Here is a 22239-nt window from a genome sequence, read left to right on the forward strand (position 1 = left end):
CCGGCCCACCCGTCGGACGTACGGACGAGACAAGGGGAAGACACACTCCAGATGCCGGACCGACACCGCCGCGCGGCCCTCCTCCTCCCTCTCCCGGCCACCGCTGGGAGGTGCCCCCAGCCCGCCGCCGCTCCAGGGGCGGCGCTGCTGCGCGAGCGCAAGCCGTCCTCCGGCTCCGCCGGCGCTCCGGGTTCGTCGGGCACGTCCGGGTCGTCGGGGGCGTCCGACGCGTCGGGCTCCTCAGCAGGTCCGTCGGACTCCGGCGGGACGGCGGGGGCCGGGACCTCCGGCGGTCCGGCCAGGGAGCGGGCCCACTCCCACCCCTCGGGACAGGACCGGGACCGGGATCAGGATCAGGGTGCGGGCCGGGGCCGGGACCGGGGCCAGGGCGAGCAGGGCCGCGATAACCCGTTCGCGCCGCCGCCCGCCGACGCCCCCGACCAGCCCTGGCAGCCCCGCCACGGGCAGGGCCGGGACCAAGGCGGCGACCAGGACGGCTCCGGGGACCGGCAGCCGCCCGCCTGGGGCAACCAGTGGAGCAGCCGGCAGCCGGGCCGCCAGGGCGGCGGCTTCGGTACGCGGCAGGGCGGCCGCAACGGCAGCCAGCAGGGGCCGGGTGGCCAAGGCGGCCAGGGCGGTTCCGGCGGGCTGCGATGGGACCCGACCGACCCCGCCCAGCGCCGCGCCCGCTACGCACTGCTCGCCGGCATGTGGGGCTTCTTCTTCGTCCTGTTCAACCTGCCGGAGATCGCGCTCCTGCTGGCGACCCTCGCCCTGTACTGGGGCATCAGCTCCCTGCGCGCCAAACCGGCACGCACGGGCAATGGCGCGCGGTCCGGCAGCGCGCGCGCCACGGCCGCCGACGTCTCGGGCCAGGCCGCACCCCGTACGGACTCCGGCGCCACCGCACCGGGCCACGCACCGGCGCCCGTCTCCACTCGCCCGCAGACGACCGCGGCGGTGGCCGGGCTGGTCACCGCCACATTGGCGCTGGCCATGGTGGCGGCCACCTTCACGCTCCAGTTCGTCTACCGCGACTACTTCACCTGCGTGAACGACTCCCTGACCCGGTCCGCCCAGCACTCCTGCGAGAAGCTGCTCCCCGAGCAGCTGCGCCCGCTGCTCAGCGCCCAGCAGGAGTAGCCCGGCAGCGCGCCGCGTCGAAAGCCGGGTGCCGTCCGTCTCAGCCGCCGCCCTCGGGGCCGGCGGCTGAGGTGTTTCCGGGGGCCTCCTCGTGGGGCGGTGTTGTGTGGGGTGCGGCCTCGTAGGGCGGCGCTTCGTGGGGCGGTGCGGTGGGTTCGAAGTCGGTCATCAGGCCGCCGGAGGAGGCGCGGAGCGCCGACCAGCGGGCCCGCCGGGTGCTGGCGTCGTGCCAGGGTGTGGGCGGGGGCGGTGGAGCGGTTTGTGCAGTCAGAGGTGGAGGTGGGGCCGGGGAGGGGTGCGGGCCTACGTCGTGGCTGCTGCTGTAGGCGAGCTTCGGGTCGCGACCATGTCCGCGCCTGTGACCGTGGTCGCGGTCGTACGCGTGGTCGTACGCGTGGTCGTGCTGTTCCGCCCTGCCGGCCGTACGTCTCAGTGCCCTCCAGCAGAAGCGGCAGGCGGCCCACGTCCACCGCCCGGTGGCATGGACGACCACCAAGGTGAGCCGCTTCACCCCGTGCCGCATCCGCGTACGGAGCTTCACGCGCGGCTTCCGTTCGGGCTTCGGTGGGCGCGGCACGCCGCGCAGCCACCAGGCGCGCGCGACAAGGGCGCCCGGGATGCCGATCAGTGCCGTCCAGCCCAGCGCGGCCAGCCCCGTCTGCCACCAGCCGGGCCCAAAGCGGGCCAGTGCCGAGTTGCCCAGTGCGCCGCCCGCCAGCCCGGCGAGCAGCGCCGACACCACCCCGCAGCCGAGAGCCGCGTACCCGGCGGCCACGGCCGTCTCCCGCCAGGCGGTCCACTCGGCGTCCGGCGTCCGCGCGGTATCCGTCGCCTGCTCGGCCGGCGTGGCGCCGCTCCCGGACAGGGCAGTGGCACCGGCGCGTGCGGCAGCCGCGTACCCCTTCGCGGAGAGCGCGCCGTACCGGGCCACCGCCAGTCCGGCGGCGAGCGGTACCGCGGCGGTCAGCCAGTGCAGCGGCCCGGCGCCGCCCGCCTCGGGGACCATGCCGAACAGCGGGAAGTGCGGCAGGACCGGATATCCGGCGGCGCCGAGCGGGCCGACCGTGCTGCCCGCGCCGAGCGTGAAGCCGGGGCCGAGGCCGTACGCCAGCCCCCATACGACGGCGTTCGGCAGCAGTACGAGGCTGAGCAGCAGTACGGTGCACCGGCCCGCCCAGTCGTGGGTGAGGGCGAGGAATTCGGACCGGACCGCGAGCGCGTGCCATCCGAGTGCGAGGAGCACCAGCAGCGCGCCGCAGAGCAGCAGCACCAGGGCGGCCGCCGCGCCCGCGCGCACCGCGGTGCTCAGCCGGCGGCCTTCCAGCGAGGCCCGCAGCCCGGCCGGCAGCCGGTCATGGGCGCGCTGGACCGGGCCGGGCAGCGGGACGAAAGCGGCGCGGCCGAGGGAGCGCCAGCCCGCCACGGCCAGGGTCGCGGCGGCGACGGCCGGTACGGAGAACAGGGCGCTCAGGGCCTCGACGTACAGCGGGCCCGTCGAGGCGTACAGCAGGGCGGCGCCCGCGACGACCAGGTATCCCGACAGCAGCCAGCCGAGGAGGAGGCGGGGCGTGGGCTCCTCGTCGATGTCCTCCGGGTGGAGGAGGCTCGGGCTGGCGGTCTTCGGACGGTGGGCGGGGTGCGGAGGGGATTCGAGGATGTGCCGGGCGGACCGGTACAGCAGCCAGAGGGGCAGGGCCATCAGGAGCAGTGGCGTCACGGCGACGGGCGAGGTGCCGCCGGAGGCGGCCACGGTCCGTACGAGGTCGCTGCCGTGGGCGAGAAACCACAGGTCGGCGGCGAGGTGCAGGGCACGGGACGGGTCGCTGTCCGGGTACGGGGAGACCACCCAGAGCAGCAGTACCGCGACGGCGGAGGCCCCGAGCCCGAGCCCCGCCGCCAGCACCCCGCCGAGGAAGGCGGTGCCGAGCGCGGAGGACCGCTGGGTGGAGGCGCGGCCACGCGAGGACAACGTCGGGCCGCGGTCGGTCAATTGGCTCACACCCGCCATGCTGCCAACAACACACGTTTCCGCCATGGAGCAGGCAATTACCGGACGTGTCGCTCAATATATGCTTATGTACCTTTTCATGTCGTCGAGACGTGCCGGACGCCCTGGACGCGCCGAGCGCACAACGGGTACCGCCGATGCCCCGTCAGAGCCCGCCCCCCACATCCCCTCTGACGGCCCATCAGGTCCGGAGAACCGGCCTGCACACCCCACCCCCGCAGCCGCCTTCGACGCCCTCTACGCACGGCACGCTCCCGACCTGACCCGCCAGGCGATCGTGCTCACCGGTCACTACCACCTCTCCCAGGAAGCCGTTGAACGGTCGTTCCAGGCGGCCTGGCAGCGCTGGCCCGAGGTGGCGGTCGATCCCGACCCGGCGGGCCGGGTGCGGGCCATGGTGCACGAGTACGCGCTGTCGCCCTGGCACCGTATGCGCCCGGATGTGCGAGCCGGGCAACGTCCGTCACCCAAGGCCCCCGCCCCGCCGCCCCCCACTCCCCCGCAGCGAGCGCTGCGGGACGCCGTACTCAGCCTGCCCACCGCTTACCGGCGGGCGCTGCTTCTGCACGACGGTCTCGGCCTGGATCTGAGCGAGACGGCAGCCGAGGTGGAGGCCAGTACACCCGCGACGGCCGGGCGACTGCTGCACGCGCGCCTGGCCATCGCCGACCGGGTGCCACAGTTCGGCCTGGCGGCCGAGCCACCGGCGCGCCAGAGGGAGATCCTGCGCGAACGGCTGGCCGGGCTGGCAGCCACACAGCCGGTGGCGCCGCCGCCCGCCCGGGTCGTACGCAACGGCAGCGAGCGGACGGTGAGCCGGATGACGCAGGGCGCGTTCGGGCTCACGGCCGTCATCGCGGCGGCGACGGCCTTCACCCTCGTCAACGAGGCGGGCACGTTCCCCGGGCACCCCGAGGCCGGCCCCCCGGCCGTGTCCGCGTCCGCCACGCCGGGCGCCAAGGCCCAGGGGGCCCGTACGGCCGGTACGCAGCGGGTACGGCACGACCGCACCCGGCAGGCCGCGGCCATCGGCGCGGTGCACCGGAAGACGGCCCGGTCGGGCCTCCTCGCCCCGGAGGCGCGTTAGAGGGGTTTCAGCCCTTCACCGTCTCACTGTGCAGCGTCGCGTCCGGTGCCAGCCGGACCAGGACCGGGCGGGCGTCGGCAGCGCCGGTCAGGCAGATGCTGCCGGTGACCCGGCCGGCGACGGTGGACCAGCGTGGCGTCTTGCGGGTGCCGATGGTCGCGAGGCTGGTGCTGCCGTTGTTGTTACGGGATGCCAGCAGCACGCCGTCGTGGGCGGGGTGGAGGGCGAGCATGCCATAACCCCGGGCGACCAGATCCACCTGCTCGGGCCGCCATGCGCCGCCGCCGGCGGGCAGGGTGTGGACGAGCGGACGGGCGCTGCCGGCTTCCCGGAAGGCGAGCAGAATCGTGCCGTCGGGGCGGGCCAGCGCCGTGGGCGGGTCGGCGGGCGCCGGCAGTCCGGTCGGCAGGAGCGTGAAGTCGCCGCCGGGACGCTGCTGCGCCCAGTGGTGGACGGTGTCGTGCGCCGCACCGAACAGGTGCACCCGTCCTTCGCGGTCGGTGACGGCGCTCAGGCCTTCCTGTACCTCGGCGCCGCCCAGGTCCGTCCAGCCGTCCCATTCCCCGTCGGTGCGCCGGCGGACCGCGACGCCCTTGGCCCAAGTACGGACGAAGAGGTAGGTGCTGCCGTCGGCGGCCCGGGTCACTACGGGGCCACCGACGCGGCGGCCGTGGTCCGGGTCGGTCTCGGGGTTGCCGAGCGAGGACCAGGCGCCGAACGGCCCGCCCTTGCGGGCCTGTTCGGCGGTGACGATCTCGCGGCGGTTGTCCTGTCGTGTGCGGCCGAGCGCGGCGATCCGCTCGGCGAAGAGCTGCCAGCGGCCGTCCTCGGTGAGTGCCGCGGTCAGGCCGGGCAGCAGCCCGTCGCCACCGAGCAGCCGGGGCGCGGCCCACTTGCCGCTGCCGCGGCCGGTCTCCTGCCACATGGCGGCCTGGCCCGCCAGTACGGCGAACGCGGTCAGCCGCCCGTCGGGCGCGGGGCGGGCCTGCGGACCGGCGGCGGGGTGGCGCGGCGTGGTGCGCTGCAGCCAGCCGGTGCCGTAGGAACGGTCCCGGCCGACGTCGTAGTCACCGCAGCCGGCCGCGAATCCGCAGGAGCCGGGGTTGCCGCCGTACGCGTTCAGCACATCGGCCTTGGCCCGGATCAGTTGCTTGGGCAGGTTGTCCGGCCAGCGTTCGTTGTAGTAGCCGCGGTAGGCGGTCACCAGGTACTGGCGGCCCTTCCCGGACTCCTGGTAGCGGGCGAGCGCGGCGTAGGTGAACAGTGCGGCGGCGGTGTGGTCCGGATGGTCCGAGTAACCGTGCTGGTCGTGGTGGAGCCGGTGTTTCCCGTCGTGGACCTGCATGTCCGGGTCCGGGTCCATGGTCCGTACGAGCGTGGGGCGGTACTGCTCCAGCAGGTGGACCAGGGTGTCGATCAGGCTCGCCCGGGTGATCCGGTGCGGGTCGCGCACGGGTGAGCCGGTGCTGACGAGCGTGCTGGTGACCATCGCCGGGTCGGTCCACAGGTCGGGCAGGCCGCGGCTCGGGCCGCGGCCGTAGGAGGAGTGCTGGCGCAGCCCGAGGAAGACGAGCTGGAGGCCGGGGTGGTCCGCGAGCGTATCGGTCTCGATGAGTGTGCCGTCGGGCAGCTTGTCGGCCTTCAGGTCCCACCGCGCGTCGGGCCGGCCGGTCGCCATGAGCGAGTAGGCCTGGCGGAGGCCCTGCCTGCGCGCGCCCGCGTAGGCGGCCACATCGGCCTTCGGCGGCATCGTGCTGCCGGGGATCTTGTTGCGCCCGCCGGTCTCCCCGCAGTTGACGTAGACGCTGACGAGCTGGTCGTTGGCGTCGATGGACTGCTGGAGATCGGGATTCATGAAGTACAGGTCGTCGTCCGGGTGGGCGAGGATCTGCATGATGCGGGCGCCGCTGGTGCCGTCGTCGGCGGCGGCCACCGCCCCGCGCCGGCCGGCCGGCGCGCTGCCGCCGCCACCCCGCGGTCGCTCGGCAGGTGCGCCGCACCCCGCCACGGTCAGGGCGGCGAGGCCCAGGGCGACGGCACGGCGGCTGGGACGGGCGGTCTGAGCGGCGGCTCCCAGCCGATCAGACATGCGACTCATACCGGCTGGGCACCGGGAAGTACGCCTCCAGGAAGGGGTGCAGCAGCCCGGTGCGCTGCTCGAAGTCGGCCTCGGTCGACAGGGTGTCGTTGAGGCAGAAGACGCTCTTGTCGCGGTGCAGCAGGAGCCGGTCGAGCCGGTTCGCCGCGTTCGGCTTCGAGACGTCGATGTAGACGTACGGAAGGTCGCTGGTCAGCGCGCGCCGGGTGTGGAACGCGTAGTAGTGGTACAGCGAGGACGGTATGGAGATGTCCTCGTCACTGCGGAACCGCTGGGCCGCGGTCCGCTGGTGCTGCTCGGCGAACTCTTCCTCGATCTCGGCGAGGACGGTGCGGGTCAGCGCGTGCGGTACGTGGCGCATCTTGCGCACCGGCGTGGTGCCGAAGCGCTCCTGGATCAGCGCGCGGTTGTTCTTGCCCGCGATGGAGACCGGTACGTCCTCGGCGGAGGGCGGACCGAGCGGCACCAGTGCGGGCGACGGGAAGCACTTGGTCAGGCCGTTCGCGAGGAAGAAGTCCTTGGGCCGCATCTCGGCGCCCAGGAACACGTCGTCGTTGAAGTACAGGAAGTGCTCCGAGAGGCCCGCTATGTGGTGCAGCTGGCTCTCGATGGCGTGCGAGTTGAACGTCGGCAGCACGCTGGAGTCGGCGAAGATCTCGCGGTGGCTGACGACGGTGATCCCGGGCTGCCGGGTGTCGAGCCAGGCGGGCGTCTGGTCGTCGGTGACGAGGTAGATGTTGCGTACCCACGGCGCGTACATCGCGAGCGAGCGCAGGGAGTAGCGCAGCTCGTCGTGGTTGGCGTAGCGCGCCGCGTTGGCCGCTTCCTCGTGGTACGCGGTGCCCGAGTAGCGGGCCCGGCGGCGCTGCCAGGCCGGGTCCTCGCCGTCGACCCAGGTGTAGACGACATCGATGGGGAAGGCGATGTCGTGCGGCAGGACGGTGGTGAACTCCTCACGCGTACGCACCATGAGGGGGGAGACGTCCCGGGTCCCGTAAGGCGCGGTGAACGTCGCGGCCTCGACCTGGACGGAGGCGGCGCCGGCGGCCACGGACTCGGTGACGTCGTTGCGCCGCGGAGCGGTCAGCCGGCCGTCCTCGGGCTTCCAGAACTCGATGTCGCAGCCGTGTTCGGGGCCCAGCACCAGGCGGCGGGTGCGCTCCGTGCGGTACCAGAACAGCCGCAGCGACGCGGCGCGCGCGTGACGGCGCCAGCCCGCGGCGGGGTAGGCGGGAGTGACCCGCCCGTCCCCGTCGTGCTGCGGGCCGAAGTAGGCGGGCAGCGTGCGGCAGAGCTTCTGCAGGGCGGCCAGGGTACGGCCTCGGTCGGCCGCGGAGACCGCGACGGTGGTCGCTCCGTCCTGCCGGCTGCGGACGCAGAAGTAATCGATGCCCGCGTCCTCCAGGGTCGCGGTGACCGCGCCCAGGTTGGCGCGGCGCGCGGTCTCGGGGGAGAGCCGGGGCTCGACGAAGCCGACCCGGGGGCGTCCGTCGACGGTCAGGACGGTCCCGCCGGAGGCGGTGATCAGCGAGCGGTGGAGGGTGGTCAGGGCACTGCCGCGCACCTGGTTCAGGGGACGCCCGGCGGAGGCGGTGCTCAGCGCACGCTTGATGCTGCGCCGCATCTCGGGCGAGTACCGGCCGGCGATGGCCCGGCGCACCCGCGTGGGCATCACCTTGCGGTAGACGGCGACGAGGGGCGACGCTTCGGCGTTGACGGCTCCGTCGGCGCCGGGCACGGCACCGGCCGGATGCTGCGCCGCGCCGCGCGCGGCCTGCGGTCTGCCCCCCGGTGCGCGCCCCCCGGCGCGCGCCGCCTCGCTCTGCTTCATGCCCTTGGTTCTCCCCGTCGCGGAGTTGCTCTCGACACGGTGGCCTACCGGTCGTTCATCACTCCTTCACCTTACATTTATCCTAAAAAGGTGGGGGATGTCGGGGTAGATCTGCCGTCCACACCATCGAAGAGGACGTATAGGGCACTCAGGATGCCTTCTCACAAAGTGATCTAGGTCTCTTATTGTCTCTATCGAACGATTTGCTGCGTCAATGCATCCTTGACACCATGCGCTGGCCGCATGCTGAAGGAGAAGGCGAAGCACCATGAGCGAAGCTCTGCTGTCCCACGCAGTAGGGGCGGTCAAACGCGCCCGCAGCACGGCCGGCCGGGTCCGCCGCCGCGTGGAGCGGATGAACACCGTCCCGGCGCTCGGCACCCGCGGCCCCCGAGCCTCGCTGCGCCCGGTCCACCTCTCCGTTCTCGGCGGACGCACCCTCAACGTCGCAGTGCCCTGCCCGGCCGGTCTCACCGGCGTGGAAGCGGCCCGCCTCGTCCTGGAACACCGCGGCCAGCGACGCATGGCCACGATGGAGACCGAACGGCAGCCGGACGGCACCGTCCTGCTCACCGCCACCGCGTCGCTGCGCCACGCCCGCCACGACGCCGGCCTCGACGGTCTGCGGCTCGACGACGGCGTGTGGCGGCTGAGCGTCGCCCTGCGTGAGACATCCGGCGCCCAGCACGTGTTCAGCGTCACGGCGGCCGAACCGTACGCCTCCGACGGCCCGACCCTTCCGCACCCGCCGAGCGCCACCAGCGGCGCCGTCTTCCGGCCGGTGCGCTCCGTCGACGGCTTCGCGATGATCAAGGTTTCCGAGCCGCGCGAACAGGCCGAGCTGGACACCTACGAGCTGCGCTGGGACCGCATCACGGTGCGGGGCAGGCTGCTCGCCGCCCGCGGCCCCAGGGACGAGTACCGAGCCGAGGCCGTGCGCCGCGGCTCGGGAGCCACCGTCCCCGTCGACCTCACCTGGGACGGCGACCACTTCACCTTCGACGTGCCGCTCGCCGCCATGGCCGGCGGGACCCGCGCCCAGCGCATGTGGGATATCCAGCTGCGCCGCGGCCGCAACCGCATCAAGATCTGCCGCCGGCTCACCGACGTGCGCCATCCCAAAAAAGTCTTCCGAGTTCCCTTCCGCACCATCGCCGTCGAGGACGGCACGCTGCTGCGCGTGCACGCCCACCTCTCGGCCGCCGGAGCCTTCGCGGTCAGCTGTGCCGCCTACACCACCACCGAGGAAACCGCCCGATGAAGATCACGTTCTTGCTCACCTGGGGTGACGAGATGGGCGGTACGGAGATGGCCGCCTACACCCAGGCCGCGCACCTCGCCCCGCGCCACGACGTTGAGGTCATCAGCGTCTTCAAGACCCGCGAGGACCCCTTCTTCTCGGCCGGCCACTCCATACCCCGGCGCTACCTCGTCGACCGCACCGGCCCCTACGACAGGCCGGTACGCGCCAGCGACCTGGACGAACAGGCGTGCCGCACCCTCACCTCGCTGCCCAGTGAACTGATCAAGCCCGCCTGGGAAGCCACCTTCGACCGGCTCTCCGACATCGAGATGAGCACGGCGCTCGGCTCCCTGGAGACCGACGTCCTGATCACCACCACACCGGCACTGATGGCCGCCGCGGCCGAACTCGTGCCGTCCCGCGTGATCACCGTCCACCAGGAACACCGCGCCTCTCAACTGCGCGGCGTCGGCGGCGAGCCCTTGCTCGTGTACGCGCCCCGGGTCGACGCCCTGGTCTCCCTCACCGAGCGCACCAACGACTGGTTCGCCGACTCGCTGGGGGCCGCCGCCCCCGAGCTGACCGCCATCCCCAACGCCGTTCCCAGCGGCTTCCGGCCCCGCTCCGACCTGGACGGCAAGGTCATCGTGCTGGCCGCCCGCATGACGCCGGAGAAGCAGCTCGACCAGGCCATCGAGGCATTCGCCACCATCGCCGACGAGCACCCCGGCTGGGTGATGCGGATCTTCGGTGACGGGCCGCAGGAAGTGAAACTGCGCCGCATCATCGACGGCCTGGCCCTGCACGACCGCGTGCAGCTGCTCGGCCGGTCCTCCGACATGGAACAGGAGTGGGCCAAGGCCGGGCTGGCCGTCCTGCCGTCCCGCAACGAGGCGTTCCCCCTCGTCCTGCTGGAGGTCTTCGCCGCCGGCGTGCCCGTCGTCGCCTACGACATCGTCACCGGCCCCGCCGAGATCGTCCGGCACGGCGTCGACGGACTGCTCGTCCCCGCCGGCGACAAGGAGTCGCTGGCCGTCGCCATGAGCAAGCTCATGGAGGACGACGACCTGCGCCGCTCCTACGGCGCGGCCGCACGCCAGGGGGTGCACGAACGCTTCGGCGCCGAGGAGATCACCAAGCGGTGGGAAGAGCTGTTCACCCGCCTGGTGGCCCGGCGCGACGACCCCCGCCGGCTGGCCGAGCGCGCCGACCGCACGGCGCGGCGCGCCGCGGCCGGTGGCAGCCGCAGCTTCAACATCGCCGCTCCCGTCAGCGTCCTGTCCGCCTCCGCGGACGAGCAGAAGGCCCGCGAGGTGCTGCTCCAGGCCCAGGACCGCACCGGCACCCTCGTACGCTCCGCCGGCCGGCTCGCCGAGGTACGCGACGACGTCCTCGCCCCGCGCATGGCGGAGTGGAACCTGGAGATCGCCACCGACGCGCTGGCCGCCCACGGCATCCCGTACGTCCTGCTCCGGGACGGTGGCACCTCCTACCGCGTCGCCGTCGAGGTGGAGCGCCGTACGCAGGTCCTCGAAGCGCTCGCCGCCGACCTGCACGGCAAGCCCGTGTACGCCGAGCTGATCACCCCGCGCGGCGCGGCACCAGGGGCCGTGCTCGCCGAGCGGCTGCGCGAGGCCGGTGACATCGCCGGCCTGCGGGTGTTCAAGCCGCTGACCACCGAGAGCCGCACCCTGCGCTACGGCCCCGCCTTCGGCTGCACCATCGAGTTCTGGACCGAGAACGACGAGACCGAGGAAATGCCGGGCTGGCGCAGCGCCCCGCGCGGCACCACCCTCATCGGCCCCCGTGTCCCGTCCCTCAAGGCCGACGCCACCCTGCGCGTCGGCGAGCGGGACCACCCCACCCTCGCGCCGTTCACCGACCGGCTCATGTGGGACATCGACTTCCCCGTCGACGTCGTCTACACCTGGGTCGACGACGCCGACCCCCAGTGGCGCGAGCGCCGTGACGCCGCCAAGCGCGCCGCCGGCATCAGCACCGGCGCCGACGCGGACAGCGGCGACGTGCGCTTCCGCAACCGGGACGAGCTGCGCTACTCCCTGCGCTCGCTCGCGATGTACGCGCCGTGGGTGCGCAACATCTACCTCGTCACCGACGACCAGACGCCCGCCTGGCTGAACACCGAGCACCCCGGCATCAAGGTCGTCAGCCACCGGGAGATCTTCGCCGACCCGGCCCAGCTGCCCACCTTCAACTCGCACGCCATCGAGAGCCAGCTGCACCGCATCGAGGGCCTGTCGGAGCACTTCCTCTACTTCAACGACGACGTGTTCCTCGGCCGGCCCCTGACCGCCCGCTCCTTCTTCAACAGCAACGGCCTGGCGAACTTCTTCCGCTCGCCGACCGCCGTCCCCCCGAGCGAGCTGTCCGAGGATGACGAGGGGTACTTCGCGGCCGGCAAGAACAATCGGTCCCTGCTCCAGCGCCACTTCGGGCGTACCGCCACCCACGGCTTCCTGCACACCCCACACCCGCTGCGCCGCAGCGTCCTCGCCGAGATCGCCGAGAAGTTCCCCGAGGAGACCACGGCCACCGCGGCCAACCGCTTCCGGGAGACCACGGACCTGTCCATCGTCTCCTCGCTGCACCACCACTACGGCTACCTGACGGGCCGCTCCGCCCCGTCGACGATCTCCTGCTCGTACGTCAACGCAGGTGACTACGCCCACCACTCCCGCCTCAGCCGTATGCTCGCCACCCGCAGCCACAGCGTGTTCTGCATCGGCGAATCCGCGGAGGCCGAAGTCCCCGCCGACGAGCAGGACCGCGTCCTGCGCGCCTTCCTCGGGGCGTACTTCCCGGTCCGATCGCCTTACGAGAAGAGCTGAGCGGCGGGCGGTATCGGCCCGGCCCGCTGACCTGCTGTTCCGCTGCCCCGGTGTTGATGCACCGGGGCAGTGGCATGGGTGGTGGCGGCGACCGTCGTCCGGCCGCGTACATGACCGGCCATGGGCTCACGTGCTCCCGGGCGAGACCGCCGCGCCCCACAGCCACGCAAAAGGCGCGGGCCCGCACCCCTTCCGGGGTGCGGGCCCGCGCCCGATGCGCTGCCGCGATCAGCCGACGAGGATCTCGCGCGCCAGGCGCGCGGTCTCCGACGGGGTCTTGCCGACCTTGACGCCGGCGGCCTCCAGGGCCTCCTTCTTCGCCTGGGCGGTGCCGGAGGAGCCGGAGACGATGGCGCCGGCGTGGCCCATGGTCTTGCCCTCGGGCGCGGTGAAGCCCGCGACGTAGCCGACGACCGGCTTGGTGACGTTGGCCTTGATGAAGTCGGCCGCACGCTCCTCGGCGTCGCCGCCGATCTCACCGATCATGACGATCAGCTCGGTCTCCGGGTCGGCCTCGAAGGCCTCCAGAGCGTCGATGTGGGTGGTGCCGATGACCGGGTCGCCACCGATGCCGACGGCCGAGGTGAAGCCGATGTCGCGCAGCTCGTACATCATCTGGTAGGTCAGCGTGCCGGACTTCGACACCAGACCGATCTTGCCGGGCTTGGTGATGTCGCCCGGGATGATGCCGGCGTTGGACTGGCCGGGGGTGATCAGGCCGGGGCAGTTCGGACCGATGATGCGGGTCTTGTTGCCCTTGCTCGACGCGTACGCCCAGAAGGCGGCGGAGTCGTGCACCGCGATGCCCTCGGTGATCACGACGGCCAGGCCGATCTCGGCGTCGATCGCCTCGACGACGGCGGCCTTGGCGAACTTCGGCGGCACGAAGATGACGGACACGTCGGCGCCGGTCTTCTCCATCGCCTCGGCGACGGAGCCGAAGACGGGTACGGAGGTCCCGTCGAAGTCGACCTCGGTGCCCGCCTTGCGCGGGTTGACGCCGCCGACGATGTCGGTGCCGTCGCCCAGCATGAGCTTGGTGTGCTTCATGCCCGTGGCACCGGTCATGCCCTGGACGATGACCTTGCTGTCCTTGGTGAGGAAGATAGCCATGGTGGTCTGGTTCCCTCTATCCCTTACTTCGCAGCCGCGGCGAGCTCGGCGGCCTTGTCGGCCGCGCCGTCCATGGTGTCCACGCGCTGGACCAGCGGGTGGTTGGCGTCGCTCAGGATCTTGCGACCCAGCTCCGCGTTGTTGCCGTCCAGGCGGACGACCAGCGGCTTGTTGACGTCCTCGCCCTTGGACTTGAGCAGCTCCAGGGCCTGGACGATGCCGTTGGCGACCTCGTCGCAGGCGGTGATGCCGCCGAAGACGTTGACGAACACGGACTTGACGTCCGGGTCGCCAAGGATGATCTCCAGGCCGTTCGCCATGACCTCGGCGGAGGCGCCGCCGCCGATGTCGAGGAAATTGGCGGGCTTGACGTTGCCGTGGTTCTCACCGGCGTACGCGACGACGTCGAGGGTGCTCATGACGAGACCCGCGCCGTTGCCGATGATGCCGACCTGGCCGTCGAGCTTGACGTAGTTCAGGCCCTTGGCCTTGGCAGCGGCTTCGAGCGGGTTGGCCGCTGCCTTGTCCTCCAGGGCCTCGTGGTCGGCCTGGCGGAAGTCGGCGTTCTCGTCGAGCGAGACCTTGCCGTCCAGGGCCAGGATGCGGCCGTCCTTGGTCTTCACCAGCGGGTTGACCTCGACGAGGAGCGCGTCCTCGGCGACGAAGGTCTCCCACAGGGTCACCATGGCCTCGGCGACACCCTCGGCCACCTCGGCCGGGAACTTCGCCTGGGCCACGATCTCGCGGGCCTTCTCGATGTCCACGCCTTCGACGGCGTTGACCGCGACCTTCGCGAGGGCCTCGGGGGTCTTCTCCGCGACCTCCTCGATGTCCATGCCGCCCTGCACCGAGGCCATGGCCAGGAAGGTGCGGTTGGTGCGGTCGAGGAGGTACGAGACGTAGTACTCCGCCTCGATCTCCGGGGACAGCTCGGCGATCATCACCTTGTGGACCGTGTGGCCCTTGATGTCCATGCCGAGGATGTCCGTCGCTCGGGCGACGGCCTCGTCCGGGGTCGCGGCCAGCTTCACGCCGCCGGCCTTGCCGCGGCCGCCGACCTTCACCTGCGCCTTGACGACGGACTTGCCGCCGAGGCGCTCGGTCGCCGCGCGTGCCGCCTCAGGCGTGTCGATGACTTCACCGGCCAGCACCGGTACACCGTGCTTGGCGAAGAGGTCCCTCGCCTGGTACTCGAACAGGTCCACGCGCGTCCGTCCCTTGTCTACTCAGAATCGCCGTAGTGATCGCGGTTCGTTGTCTGCATGGGCGTGCCGCGAAGGGCAACGTGACTGCGCTGTCACTGAGGGAGGCGTACACGGTGACCGGTACGCGGCATGTCCGTCTCGCAGGTTATCCCCGCAGGACCAGGGTCCCTAAATCGCAGATCACACTGCGGCGGTGATAACAGTCACAGAGACGACGGTCACAGATCACAGAGGGGTACCGGCGCGGTCGGCAGGTGGACGACGGGCCGGGCTGTCCGGGCCCGGCGGACCCTCGCGCAGCGCGAAGCCGGGCGGCTCCCTCCCCAAGGGAGGGAGCCGCCCGGCTGCTCGCTCACTCCGTCACGGACGGCGGTACGGGCGTACGGCACACCACCCTGTGCGTACGCCCGGCCGCCCGCCGGGGACGGTCAGACGCCTTGGACCGGGAGGGTCGGCAGGGTCGAGGCACCCGGAAGAGTCGGCAGGGCCGAGGCACCGGGGAGGGTCGGCAGCGCCGGGATGTTGGCGGGGTTGGTCAGGTCGACGGGCACGGCCGGCGCGGTGGGCGCAGCAGGCACGGCAGGCACGGTGGGAACGGTCTGGCCCGGGAGCACGCCCTGCACGCCCGCGGTGGCGCTGCCGGCGATGCCCGAGGCGTCGTTCGTGACGGTGCCCGCCAGGCCCTGCGCGAACGGGGTGGCGTCCGTGGCCATGCCCTGCACGAAGGTCTGCGCACCGCCCGCGACGCCCTGCACGAACGGGGTCGCCTGACCCGTCACGTCACCGGCCAGCAGGCCGACACCGCCGACGGCCCCCTGGGCGACCGGCACGACCTTGCCGACCGCGCGCTGGGCGACAGGCGGCAGGACGTCGGCGGTGGTGCTGTCGACGACGGGGCGGGCGGTGCCCAGGGCGCCCTGGACGGCGTCGGTGGGGAGGTCAGCGGTGGGGAGGCCATTGGTGGGGAGCTGGCCGGTGGCCTTGCCGAGGTCCGTGACCTTACCCAGGTCCGCGGCCTTGCCCAGGTCACCGGTGGCGGGCAGCTCCGGGGACGTGGGGAGCTTCGGGGTGGTGGGCAGGTCCTGGGTGTGGACGTCGCCGCCGGTGAGCCCGGTGACCTGGCCGGCCACGCCGTCCACGGTCTTCTTGGCGGTGCCGGTCACGTCGCCGGCCGGCAGCTTGTCCTGCACCGTGTCGGTGACCGCACCGGTGACCGCGCCGGTGGCGGGCAGGTCGGCGGTGCCGGGCAGGTCGGCCGCGTTGGCGGCGACGGAGCCGAGGGCCCACAGACCGGAAGCGGCGGCGGCTACGACGATGGAACGACGGATGTGCGTACGCATGATGGTGAAACGTCCTTCGAATTCAGGGGGTTCGACGGGCAGACCTGTCCCGCCCCCGCGCGGCAGGTCCTGTGCAGACGTGTCGTCTGCGGACGGGGAGTTCAGACGCTGGAGGTCTGAAGGTCCGCCCTAGCCCGGGAATTCGAGGATGTCGGCGGCACGCTGCCGCGTGGGCGGCTCGGCCGCCGCGAGGACGCCTCCGGGCACCAGCCCGAAGAGCGCGGGATGGGCCGGTACGGCGGCGAACTGGTCTCCGCCACGCGGTCCGTGACCGTCGCCGGCGGTGTGCAAGGCCGACGAGGCGGGACCCTGCGGGAGCTGGCCGGGGAGCCCGGGGAGGCCGCCGTGGCCCTGGCCCGGCTGCCGCTCCGTCGCGGAGTCGGCGTGCCGTACGGGGCGCGGCGACGCGTCCCGAAACTCATCCGTACGCGCCCAACCGGACGCGCATACCGCCGTATCAACGCGCGCGGCATCCTGTGCGGCTCCGGCACCACCGCGCTGCGGACCGGCGCCGTGCTGCGGACCGGGCTCCCGGCCCGGCTGCTCGCCGCGCCCGTCACCAGGCCCGTTGTCCGCGCCGTCATCGCCGTCGAGGCCGGGGATGCGGTCCGGCAGCTCCACCGGCAGCGTGCCCGCGTCCGCCGCCTGGCGCACCTCGCGCACCACGTCCCTCACCGGCGCGGTAACCGGCTCGGCAACTGTCCCGACGGCCTGCCCGGCAGTCGACCCAGCGGCCTGCCCGGCAGCCTGTCCGACAGCCGGAGCGGTTCGCTCGGCCACGGGCCGAACGGCCTTGCCGACCGGTGTCCCGGACGCCGTGCCCACGGCGGACTCGCCGCCGCGCTGCAGTTCACGCCCGGCGTCGGCCGCTGCCGCCGTTGTCTTGCCGGACGTCCGCGGAGCCGGAGGAGCTGCCGGGGCGGCTGCCCCGAGCTGCGGTTCCATGCCCGCCGGGCCGTCCGCCGCATGGGCGCCGGTCCCGAACGCGAACCCCAGCGCCACGAACCCCGCCAGGAACAGCCCGGCCAGCAGCGCACGGCGCACCGCCACGGTGCGCGGCAGGCGCACAGCGGCGAACGGGGCCGGCACAGCGGACACGGGCGGATCCTTCGCGACGAGTGACGGGACGCGGGCCCCGACAGGAGCGGGCAGCAGTGGGCAGCGGTGGGCAGTGGGTCGACACGGTCGACCGGGGATGCGGTCGGCCAGGAATCGTGTACTCGGGCGCGGAGGCACGGCCCCGGGGGCCGTTCAGCCTGGGAACCGGCGTCACGCGCAGCGCGGTGATCGAGCGGTGCCCTGATCCTTGCACGACAGGCCAGGGGCCACGCAAGCCCCCTGAGGCTCTCGTTACCGTTGCTCCGTCATGTCCGGTATCGGCAGCGGCCGCTTCTCGATCGCGGCCGCCATCACCTCCGGAAAGAGGTCCGGCGTACAGGCGAACGCGGGTGCGCCGAGGGCCGCGAGGGCCGCCGCGTGGTCGCGGTCGTAGGCGGGTGCCCCCTCGTCCGACAGCGCGAGCAGCGTCACGAACTGCACCCCGGACGCCTTCATCACCGCGACGCGTTTGAGCATCTCGTCGCGTATGCCGCCTTCGTAGAGGTCGCTGATCAGTACGACGACGGTGTCGGCGGGCCGGGTGATCTGCGACTGGCAGTACGCGAGCGCGCGGTTGATGTCCGTGCCGCCGCCCAGCTGGGTGCCGAAGAGCACGTCCACCGGGTCGTCCAGTTCGTCCGTCAGGTCGACCACCGCGGTGTCGAAGACGACCAGCCGGGTCGCGATGGCCCGCACGGACGCCAGCACCGCGCCGAACACGGCGGCGTAGACGACGGAGGCCGCCATCGACCCGGACTGGTCGATGCAGAGCACCACGTCCTTCTTCACCGACTGCGCGGCCCGTCCGTAGCCGATCAGCCGTTCGGGGACGACCGTGCGGTGTTCCGGGAGGTAGTTCTTGAGGTTCGCGCGGATCGTACGGTCCCAGTCGATGTCCCGGTGCCGGGGACGGCTGATGCGCGCGGACCGGTCCAGGGCGCCGGTCAGTGTGGCGCGGGTACGCGTCGACAGCCGTTTCTCCATCTGTTCGACGACCTTGCGCACCACGGCCCGGGCGGTCTCCTTCGTCGTCTCCGGCATGACCTTGTTGAGGGAGAGGAGGGTCCCCACCAGGTGCACGTCGGCCTCGACGGCCTCCAGCATCTCCGGTTCCAGCAGCAGCGCGGACAGGCCGAGCCGTTCGATCGCGTCGCGCTGCATGACCTGGACGACGGAGGTGGGGAAGTACGTACGGATGTCCCCCAGCCAGCGGGCCACATTCGGCGCCGAGGCACCGAGGCCCGCCGCGCGCGGGCCCCCGCCACCCGTTCCGTCCGGCCTGCGGCCTCCGTAGAGCGCGCTGAGCGCCCCGTCCATGGCGGCGTCCTGCCCCCGCAGCTCGCAGCCGGTCCCGTCGGCGCCGTCCCCTCCCAGCACCAGCCGCCACCGCCGTAGCCGCTCCTGCGCGTCGCTCATCCGGCCACCCCCGTCCGTTCCCCCGCCTCATCCATCCTGGCCTCCGCCCCTTCCGCTTCCTCGCCGTGTGGCCCCATCCCCTCCGTGAGGCCCAGCAGGGTGCGCAGGGTCGGCAGTACGGCCGCTGCCCGGTCACGGTCCAGGCCGGGGCCGAAGCCCGGTATCGCCGCTTCCTGGCCGCCGTGGCCCGGGCCCTGCCCCGCGCCGTTCCCGCCGGCCCCGGCCGGCCCGCGGCGCACCAACTCGCCGAGCGTGCGGCACACTCCGGCGTCGTACTCCGCGAACGTCCGCCGCAGCAACGGCAGTACGTCCGTGAACGCGTCCGCCGGCACGTGGGTCAGCCAGCCGTCCACCAGGGCCAGCAGCCGCTCGTCGTGCACCAGGAGCAGCCCCCCGGCGTCGCCGCCCGCGAACCCCTCGATCCAGCCCGCCGCCTCGGCCGGCGGGGTCCCCGGTGACAGGGCCAGCCCCATCAGCCGTTCCGCGTCTTCGGGCGTGAGCCGCCCGTCGTCGAGCAGCAGCCGGACCGCACGCCCCCGCAGAAGGCCCGGCACCGCCTCCCGTTCGGCCAGCTTCCGCAGCACCGCCGCCCAGCGCTCCCGCAGGCCACCACGCCGGACCGTACGGTCGGCCCCGGTCCCGGTCCCGGCATCGGGCTCGGCACAGGCCCCGGCCGCGGCATCGGTCGCGGACCTGGCTCCCGCTCCCTCGCCCGCGCCCGCTCCCTCGCCCGACCCGGCCCCCGCCGCCCCCAGCCCCGGAGTACTCGCCGAGCCTTCGTCCAGAAGGCCCACCGCGTGGTGGGTCGCGTCCAGGTGTCGACGCATGTCCGCGGCGCCGTCCGCGTCCAGGCCCGCGCAGGCCGGTGGCAGGCCGACGAAGACCCGCTCGGCCAGCCCGGTGGCCACTTCGCCGAGCGCGGTGGCGTCCGTGCCGCGTACGTCGCCGTAGCGGACCGAACGCACCAGCGCCGGCAGCGCCTGGGCGAGGTGCCCCACGTCCGCGTCCAGCGCGGCCCGGTCCGTGAGCACCCGCATGACCACGGGCAGCGCGTCCGGGAGGGCGGCCAGCAGGCAGCGTTCGGCCAGGGCGGTGACGTCGGCGAGGGCGGTGGTGCCCACGGCGTCGGACTCCGCCTTGGCGGTCGCGGCGGCTGCCACCGTCGTGCCCCAGATGCCGGCTTCGGCGGCCCGTACGGACAGTTCGGGCTCCCACCGGAGGCGCCAGCTCTCCCGGAACGTGCCGGTGCTCGCACGTGTCCGTACGGGCTCGCCCCACGGCACGCCGAGCAGCCGCAGCCGGTGCAGCAGCCGGCTCCGCCCTGCGTCGGTCTCCTTGCGGAGATCCAGGTCCAGTTCCCGTTCCGCCGCCTCCGGTTTGAGGCGCAGCGACCGCTGGCTGCGGGTGATGTCCCGCTGGAGGGGCACGGCCGGGGCGCTGTCCGGTACCTCCCCCAGTACGTCCCCCACCACCAGACGGTCGTGGATCAGGGCGGACGGCGCGTCCGACCCCTCGCCGAGCACCGCGCGCACCGCGTCACCGGCTTCGGCCAGCCCCGCCAGCGGGCGGCCGCGCATCGCGGCGAGCGCTTCGGCGAGCCGTACGGCCTCGATGACGTGGGCGGAGGAGACGGCGTAGTCCTCCTCGCGCAGCAGCCCTGCCACCTTGGTCATCCAGCGTTCCATGGGGCGGTCTGGGGCGCTGAAGAGGTGGCCGTACCAGCCGGGTGAGGAGATCCCTGCGCCGTACCCGCTGCGGCGCGAGAGCCTGCGGTGGGTCCATGGCACCCACGTCACCTCGGGCTTCACCTTGGGCAGGCCCTTGAGGAGCTGCCGGTCGGCGGTCACGGTCGTGCGCCGGGCCAGCGCCGGGACGTGCCAAGCGCCGCACACCACGGCGATGTGGTCTCCGAACTCCCGGCGTGCTTCGCGCAACCGGAGCCGCATATGGGCCTCGCGCACCAGGTCGCGGTCGTGTCCGCCGACGCCGTAGGCCTCGCGCAGCGCTTCCATCGCCTCGGCCAGCGCCTCGAACGGTGCGAGCGGATCGGCACCGCCCATGGCGCCCTGCGGACCCGCGTCAGCGTCCCCTTCTCCGTCTCCGCCCGCGCCCCCTTTCTCGTTCCCGTTCCGGTGGGCGCGGTGTTCGATCACGTCCTCCCACCAGCGCTCCGGGTCGTCGTACCCGGCGGTCTCGGCGAGCACCGCCACCGGATCGATCCGCGCCTCCGCCGCACGGTCGGCATCCGCCGTGCCGTCCCGTCCGGTCGCCTCGTCACCGCCCGCGCCCGCGCCCGCATCCGTATCCGGATCTGTGTCCGTATCCGCACCGAGCGCCAGGGAGTGTGCCGCCGGCAGGTCGATGAAGCGCACCGGTACGTCGTGGGAGAGGGCCCACCGGATCGCCACCCACTCCGGGGAGAACTCGGCCAGCGGCCAGAACGCCGCCCGCACCGGGTCGGCGGGTACGTGGGCGAGCAGGGCGACCGGCGGCCGCATCGCCTCGTCGGCGGCCAGGGCCACCAACGCGTCCGCCTCCGGCGGCCCCTCGATCAGCAGGGCGCGGGGTGTGTGGCGCTCCAGGACCGCCCTGACCGCCCGCGCCGAGCCCGGTCCGTGGTGCCGCACCCCCAGCAGCAGCGGCTGGGCCTCCCGGGCGTTCATGCGCCGGCCTCACGGCAGGCGCGGTAGAAGTCCTTCCAGCCGTCGCGCTCGCGCACCACGGTTTCCAGGTACTCCTGCCACACCACCCGGTCGGCCGCCGGGTCCCGTATCACGGCACCGAGGATTCCCGAGGCCACGTCCGCGGAGCGCAGTACGCCGTCGCCGAAGTGCGCGGCGAGCGCCAGGCCGCTGGTCACCACGGAGATGGCCTCGGCCGTGGACAGCGTGCCCGAGGGCGACTTGACCTTGGTGCGTCCGTCGGCGGTGACGCCGTCGCGCAGCTCCCGGAAGACCGTGACGACGCGGCGGATCTCGTCCGTCCCCTCGGGGGCGGGCGGCAGGTCCAGCGAGCGGCCGATCTGGTCGACGCGCCGGGAGACGATGTCGACCTCCTCCTCGGGCGTCGCGGGCAGCGGCAGGACGACCGTGTTGAAGCGGCGGCGCAGGGCGCTGGAGAGTTCGTTGACCCCGCGGTCGCGGTCGTTGGCCGTGGCGATCAGGTTGAAGCCGCGTACCGCCTGGACCTCCTGGCCGAGCTCCGGGATCGGCAGTGTCTTCTCCGACAGTACGGTGATGAGCGTGTCCTGCACGTCGGCCGGGATGCGGGTCAGTTCCTCCACGCGCGCGGTCATGCCCTGGGCCATCGCCCGCATGACGGGGCTCGGCACCAGCGCGTCCCGGCTCGGGCCGTGGGCGAGCAGCTGCGCGTAGTTCCAGCCGTAGCGGATGGCTTCTTCGGGCGTGCCTGCGGTGCCCTGCACGAGCAGCGTCGAGTCGCCGCTGACGGCCGCCGCCAGGTGTTCCGACACCCAGGTCTTGGCCGTGCCGGGCACGCCGAGCAGCAGCAGCGCGCGGTCGGTCGCGAGGGTCGTCACCGCGACCTCGACGAGCCGCCGCGGGCCCACGTACTTCGGTGTGATGAGTGTGCCGTCCGGCAGGCTGCCGCCGAGCAGGTACGTCGCCACCGCCCATGGCGACAGCCGCCACCGTTCGGGCCGCGGCCGGTCGTCGGCCGCCGCCAGCGCCTTCAGTTCCGCCGCGAACGCGTCCTCCGCATGGGGGCGCAGCGCCTGCGCGGAGCCGTCGGCGCCGGTGTCTGCGGCGGTCTCCGCGGTGTGCTTGTCGGACATGGTTCCCCCTCGTCG

14 protein-coding genes are annotated in these 22239 nt (G+C 73.1%); 4 read left to right on the forward strand and 10 right to left on the reverse strand.

Going from position 1 to position 22239, the window contains the following annotated elements; translation table 11 throughout:
* Window positions 1–51 precede the first annotated feature (51 nt).
* The gene (locus ACZ53K_RS07935; RefSeq protein ID WP_468832871.1) at window positions 52–1143 is read left to right on the forward strand and encodes a hypothetical protein; all 1092 of its coding nucleotides are present in this window, start codon (window positions 52–54) and stop codon (window positions 1141–1143) included.
* A 40-nt stretch (window positions 1144–1183) separates the two neighbouring features.
* Here ACZ53K_RS07935 and ACZ53K_RS07940 read toward each other — a convergent pair whose 3' ends face one another.
* Complete coding sequence (locus ACZ53K_RS07940; protein WP_468832872.1) at window positions 1184–3142, reverse strand: cell division protein PerM; 1959 nt, start codon at window positions 3140–3142, stop codon at window positions 1184–1186.
* A gap of 88 nt (window positions 3143–3230) precedes the next feature.
* Here ACZ53K_RS07940 and ACZ53K_RS07945 point away from each other — a divergent pair, with 88 nt between their 5' ends.
* On the forward strand, window positions 3231–4238 hold the full coding sequence (locus ACZ53K_RS07945; RefSeq protein WP_468832873.1) for a SigE family RNA polymerase sigma factor: 1008 nt from the start codon (window positions 3231–3233) through the stop codon (window positions 4236–4238).
* Window positions 4239–4245: 7 nt separating this feature from the next.
* Here ACZ53K_RS07945 and ACZ53K_RS07950 read toward each other — a convergent pair whose 3' ends face one another.
* Both ACZ53K_RS07950 and ACZ53K_RS07955 read right to left on the reverse strand, forming a co-directional pair.
* On the reverse strand, window positions 4246–6327 hold the full coding sequence (locus ACZ53K_RS07950) for a PIG-L family deacetylase (RefSeq protein ID WP_468832875.1): 2082 nt from the start codon (window positions 6325–6327) through the stop codon (window positions 4246–4248).
* On the reverse strand, window positions 6320–8008 hold the full coding sequence (locus ACZ53K_RS07955) for a stealth family protein (protein ID WP_468833364.1): 1689 nt from the start codon (window positions 8006–8008) through the stop codon (window positions 6320–6322). Before ACZ53K_RS07955 ends, ACZ53K_RS07950 begins: the two co-directional genes overlap by 8 nt.
* Before the next feature lie 427 nt (window positions 8009–8435).
* Here ACZ53K_RS07955 and ACZ53K_RS07960 point away from each other — a divergent pair, with 427 nt between their 5' ends.
* On the forward strand, window positions 8436–9428 hold the full coding sequence (locus tag ACZ53K_RS07960; RefSeq protein ID WP_468832876.1) for a hypothetical protein: 993 nt from the start codon (window positions 8436–8438) through the stop codon (window positions 9426–9428).
* Window positions 9425–12259, forward strand: a complete 2835-nt coding sequence (locus tag ACZ53K_RS07965) for a stealth conserved region 3 domain-containing protein (protein WP_468832877.1) — start codon at window positions 9425–9427, stop codon at window positions 12257–12259. Before ACZ53K_RS07960 ends, ACZ53K_RS07965 begins: the two co-directional genes overlap by 4 nt.
* A gap of 228 nt (window positions 12260–12487) precedes the next feature.
* Here the strand turns inward: ACZ53K_RS07965 and sucD are convergent, their stop codons facing one another.
* The 7 genes from sucD to ACZ53K_RS08000 form a co-directional block, all read right to left on the reverse strand.
* On the reverse strand, window positions 12488–13372 hold the full coding sequence (gene sucD, locus ACZ53K_RS07970) for a succinate--CoA ligase subunit alpha (RefSeq protein WP_030641450.1): 885 nt from the start codon (window positions 13370–13372) through the stop codon (window positions 12488–12490).
* Between the two features lie 23 nt (window positions 13373–13395).
* Window positions 13396–14577 carry an ADP-forming succinate--CoA ligase subunit beta gene (sucC, locus tag ACZ53K_RS07975; RefSeq protein ID WP_468832879.1) on the reverse strand — a complete coding sequence of 394 codons (1182 nt, stop codon included), beginning with the start codon at window positions 14575–14577 and terminating at the stop codon, window positions 13396–13398.
* 428 nt (window positions 14578–15005) lie between these two features.
* Window positions 15006–15917, reverse strand: a complete 912-nt coding sequence (locus ACZ53K_RS07980; RefSeq protein ID WP_468832880.1) for a hypothetical protein — start codon at window positions 15915–15917, stop codon at window positions 15006–15008.
* A 129-nt stretch (window positions 15918–16046) separates the two neighbouring features.
* Window positions 16047–17015 carry a hypothetical protein gene (locus ACZ53K_RS07985; protein ID WP_468832882.1) on the reverse strand — a complete coding sequence of 323 codons (969 nt, stop codon included), beginning with the start codon at window positions 17013–17015 and terminating at the stop codon, window positions 16047–16049.
* 252 nt (window positions 17016–17267) lie between these two features.
* The gene (locus ACZ53K_RS07990; protein WP_468832883.1) at window positions 17268–18431 is read right to left on the reverse strand and encodes a VWA domain-containing protein; all 1164 of its coding nucleotides are present in this window, start codon (window positions 18429–18431) and stop codon (window positions 17268–17270) included.
* A complete protein-coding gene (locus tag ACZ53K_RS07995; RefSeq protein WP_468832884.1) occupies window positions 18428–21094 on the reverse strand; it encodes a DUF5682 family protein in 2667 nt (888 codons plus the stop codon). Before ACZ53K_RS07995 ends, ACZ53K_RS07990 begins: the two co-directional genes overlap by 4 nt.
* The gene (locus ACZ53K_RS08000) at window positions 21091–22224 is read right to left on the reverse strand and encodes an ATP-binding protein (protein WP_468832885.1); all 1134 of its coding nucleotides are present in this window, start codon (window positions 22222–22224) and stop codon (window positions 21091–21093) included. Before ACZ53K_RS08000 ends, ACZ53K_RS07995 begins: the two co-directional genes overlap by 4 nt.
* Window positions 22225–22239: the final 15 nt, after the last annotated feature.

It is taken from the genome of Streptomyces sp. NPDC033221 (assembly GCF_055577005.1).

Excerpts from the sequence above, each read along its gene's own strand:
- ACZ53K_RS08000 (WP_468832885.1), bottom strand. The coding sequence starts at position 22,224 with ATGTCCGACAAGCACACCGCGGAGACCGCCGCAGACACCGGCGCCGAC.
- ACZ53K_RS07950 (WP_468832875.1), bottom strand. The coding sequence starts at position 6,327 with ATGTCTGATCGGCTGGGAGCCGCCGCTCAGACCGCCCGTCCCAGCCGC.
- ACZ53K_RS07990 (WP_468832883.1), bottom strand. The coding sequence starts at position 18,431 with ATGAGCGACGCGCAGGAGCGGCTACGGCGGTGGCGGCTGGTGCTGGGA.
- ACZ53K_RS07965 (WP_468832877.1), top strand. The coding sequence starts at position 9,425 with ATGAAGATCACGTTCTTGCTCACCTGGGGTGACGAGATGGGCGGTACG.
- ACZ53K_RS07935 (WP_468832871.1), top strand. The coding sequence starts at position 52 with ATGCCGGACCGACACCGCCGCGCGGCCCTCCTCCTCCCTCTCCCGGCC.
- ACZ53K_RS07995 (WP_468832884.1), bottom strand. The coding sequence starts at position 21,094 with ATGAACGCCCGGGAGGCCCAGCCGCTGCTGCTGGGGGTGCGGCACCAC.
- ACZ53K_RS07955 (WP_468833364.1), bottom strand. The coding sequence starts at position 8,008 with ATGCCCACGCGGGTGCGCCGGGCCATCGCCGGCCGGTACTCGCCCGAG.
- ACZ53K_RS07980 (WP_468832880.1), bottom strand. The coding sequence starts at position 15,917 with ATGCGTACGCACATCCGTCGTTCCATCGTCGTAGCCGCCGCCGCTTCC.
- ACZ53K_RS07960 (WP_468832876.1), top strand. The coding sequence starts at position 8,436 with ATGAGCGAAGCTCTGCTGTCCCACGCAGTAGGGGCGGTCAAACGCGCC.
- ACZ53K_RS07945 (WP_468832873.1), top strand. The coding sequence starts at position 3,231 with ATGTCGTCGAGACGTGCCGGACGCCCTGGACGCGCCGAGCGCACAACG.
- sucD (WP_030641450.1), bottom strand. The coding sequence starts at position 13,372 with ATGGCTATCTTCCTCACCAAGGACAGCAAGGTCATCGTCCAGGGCATG.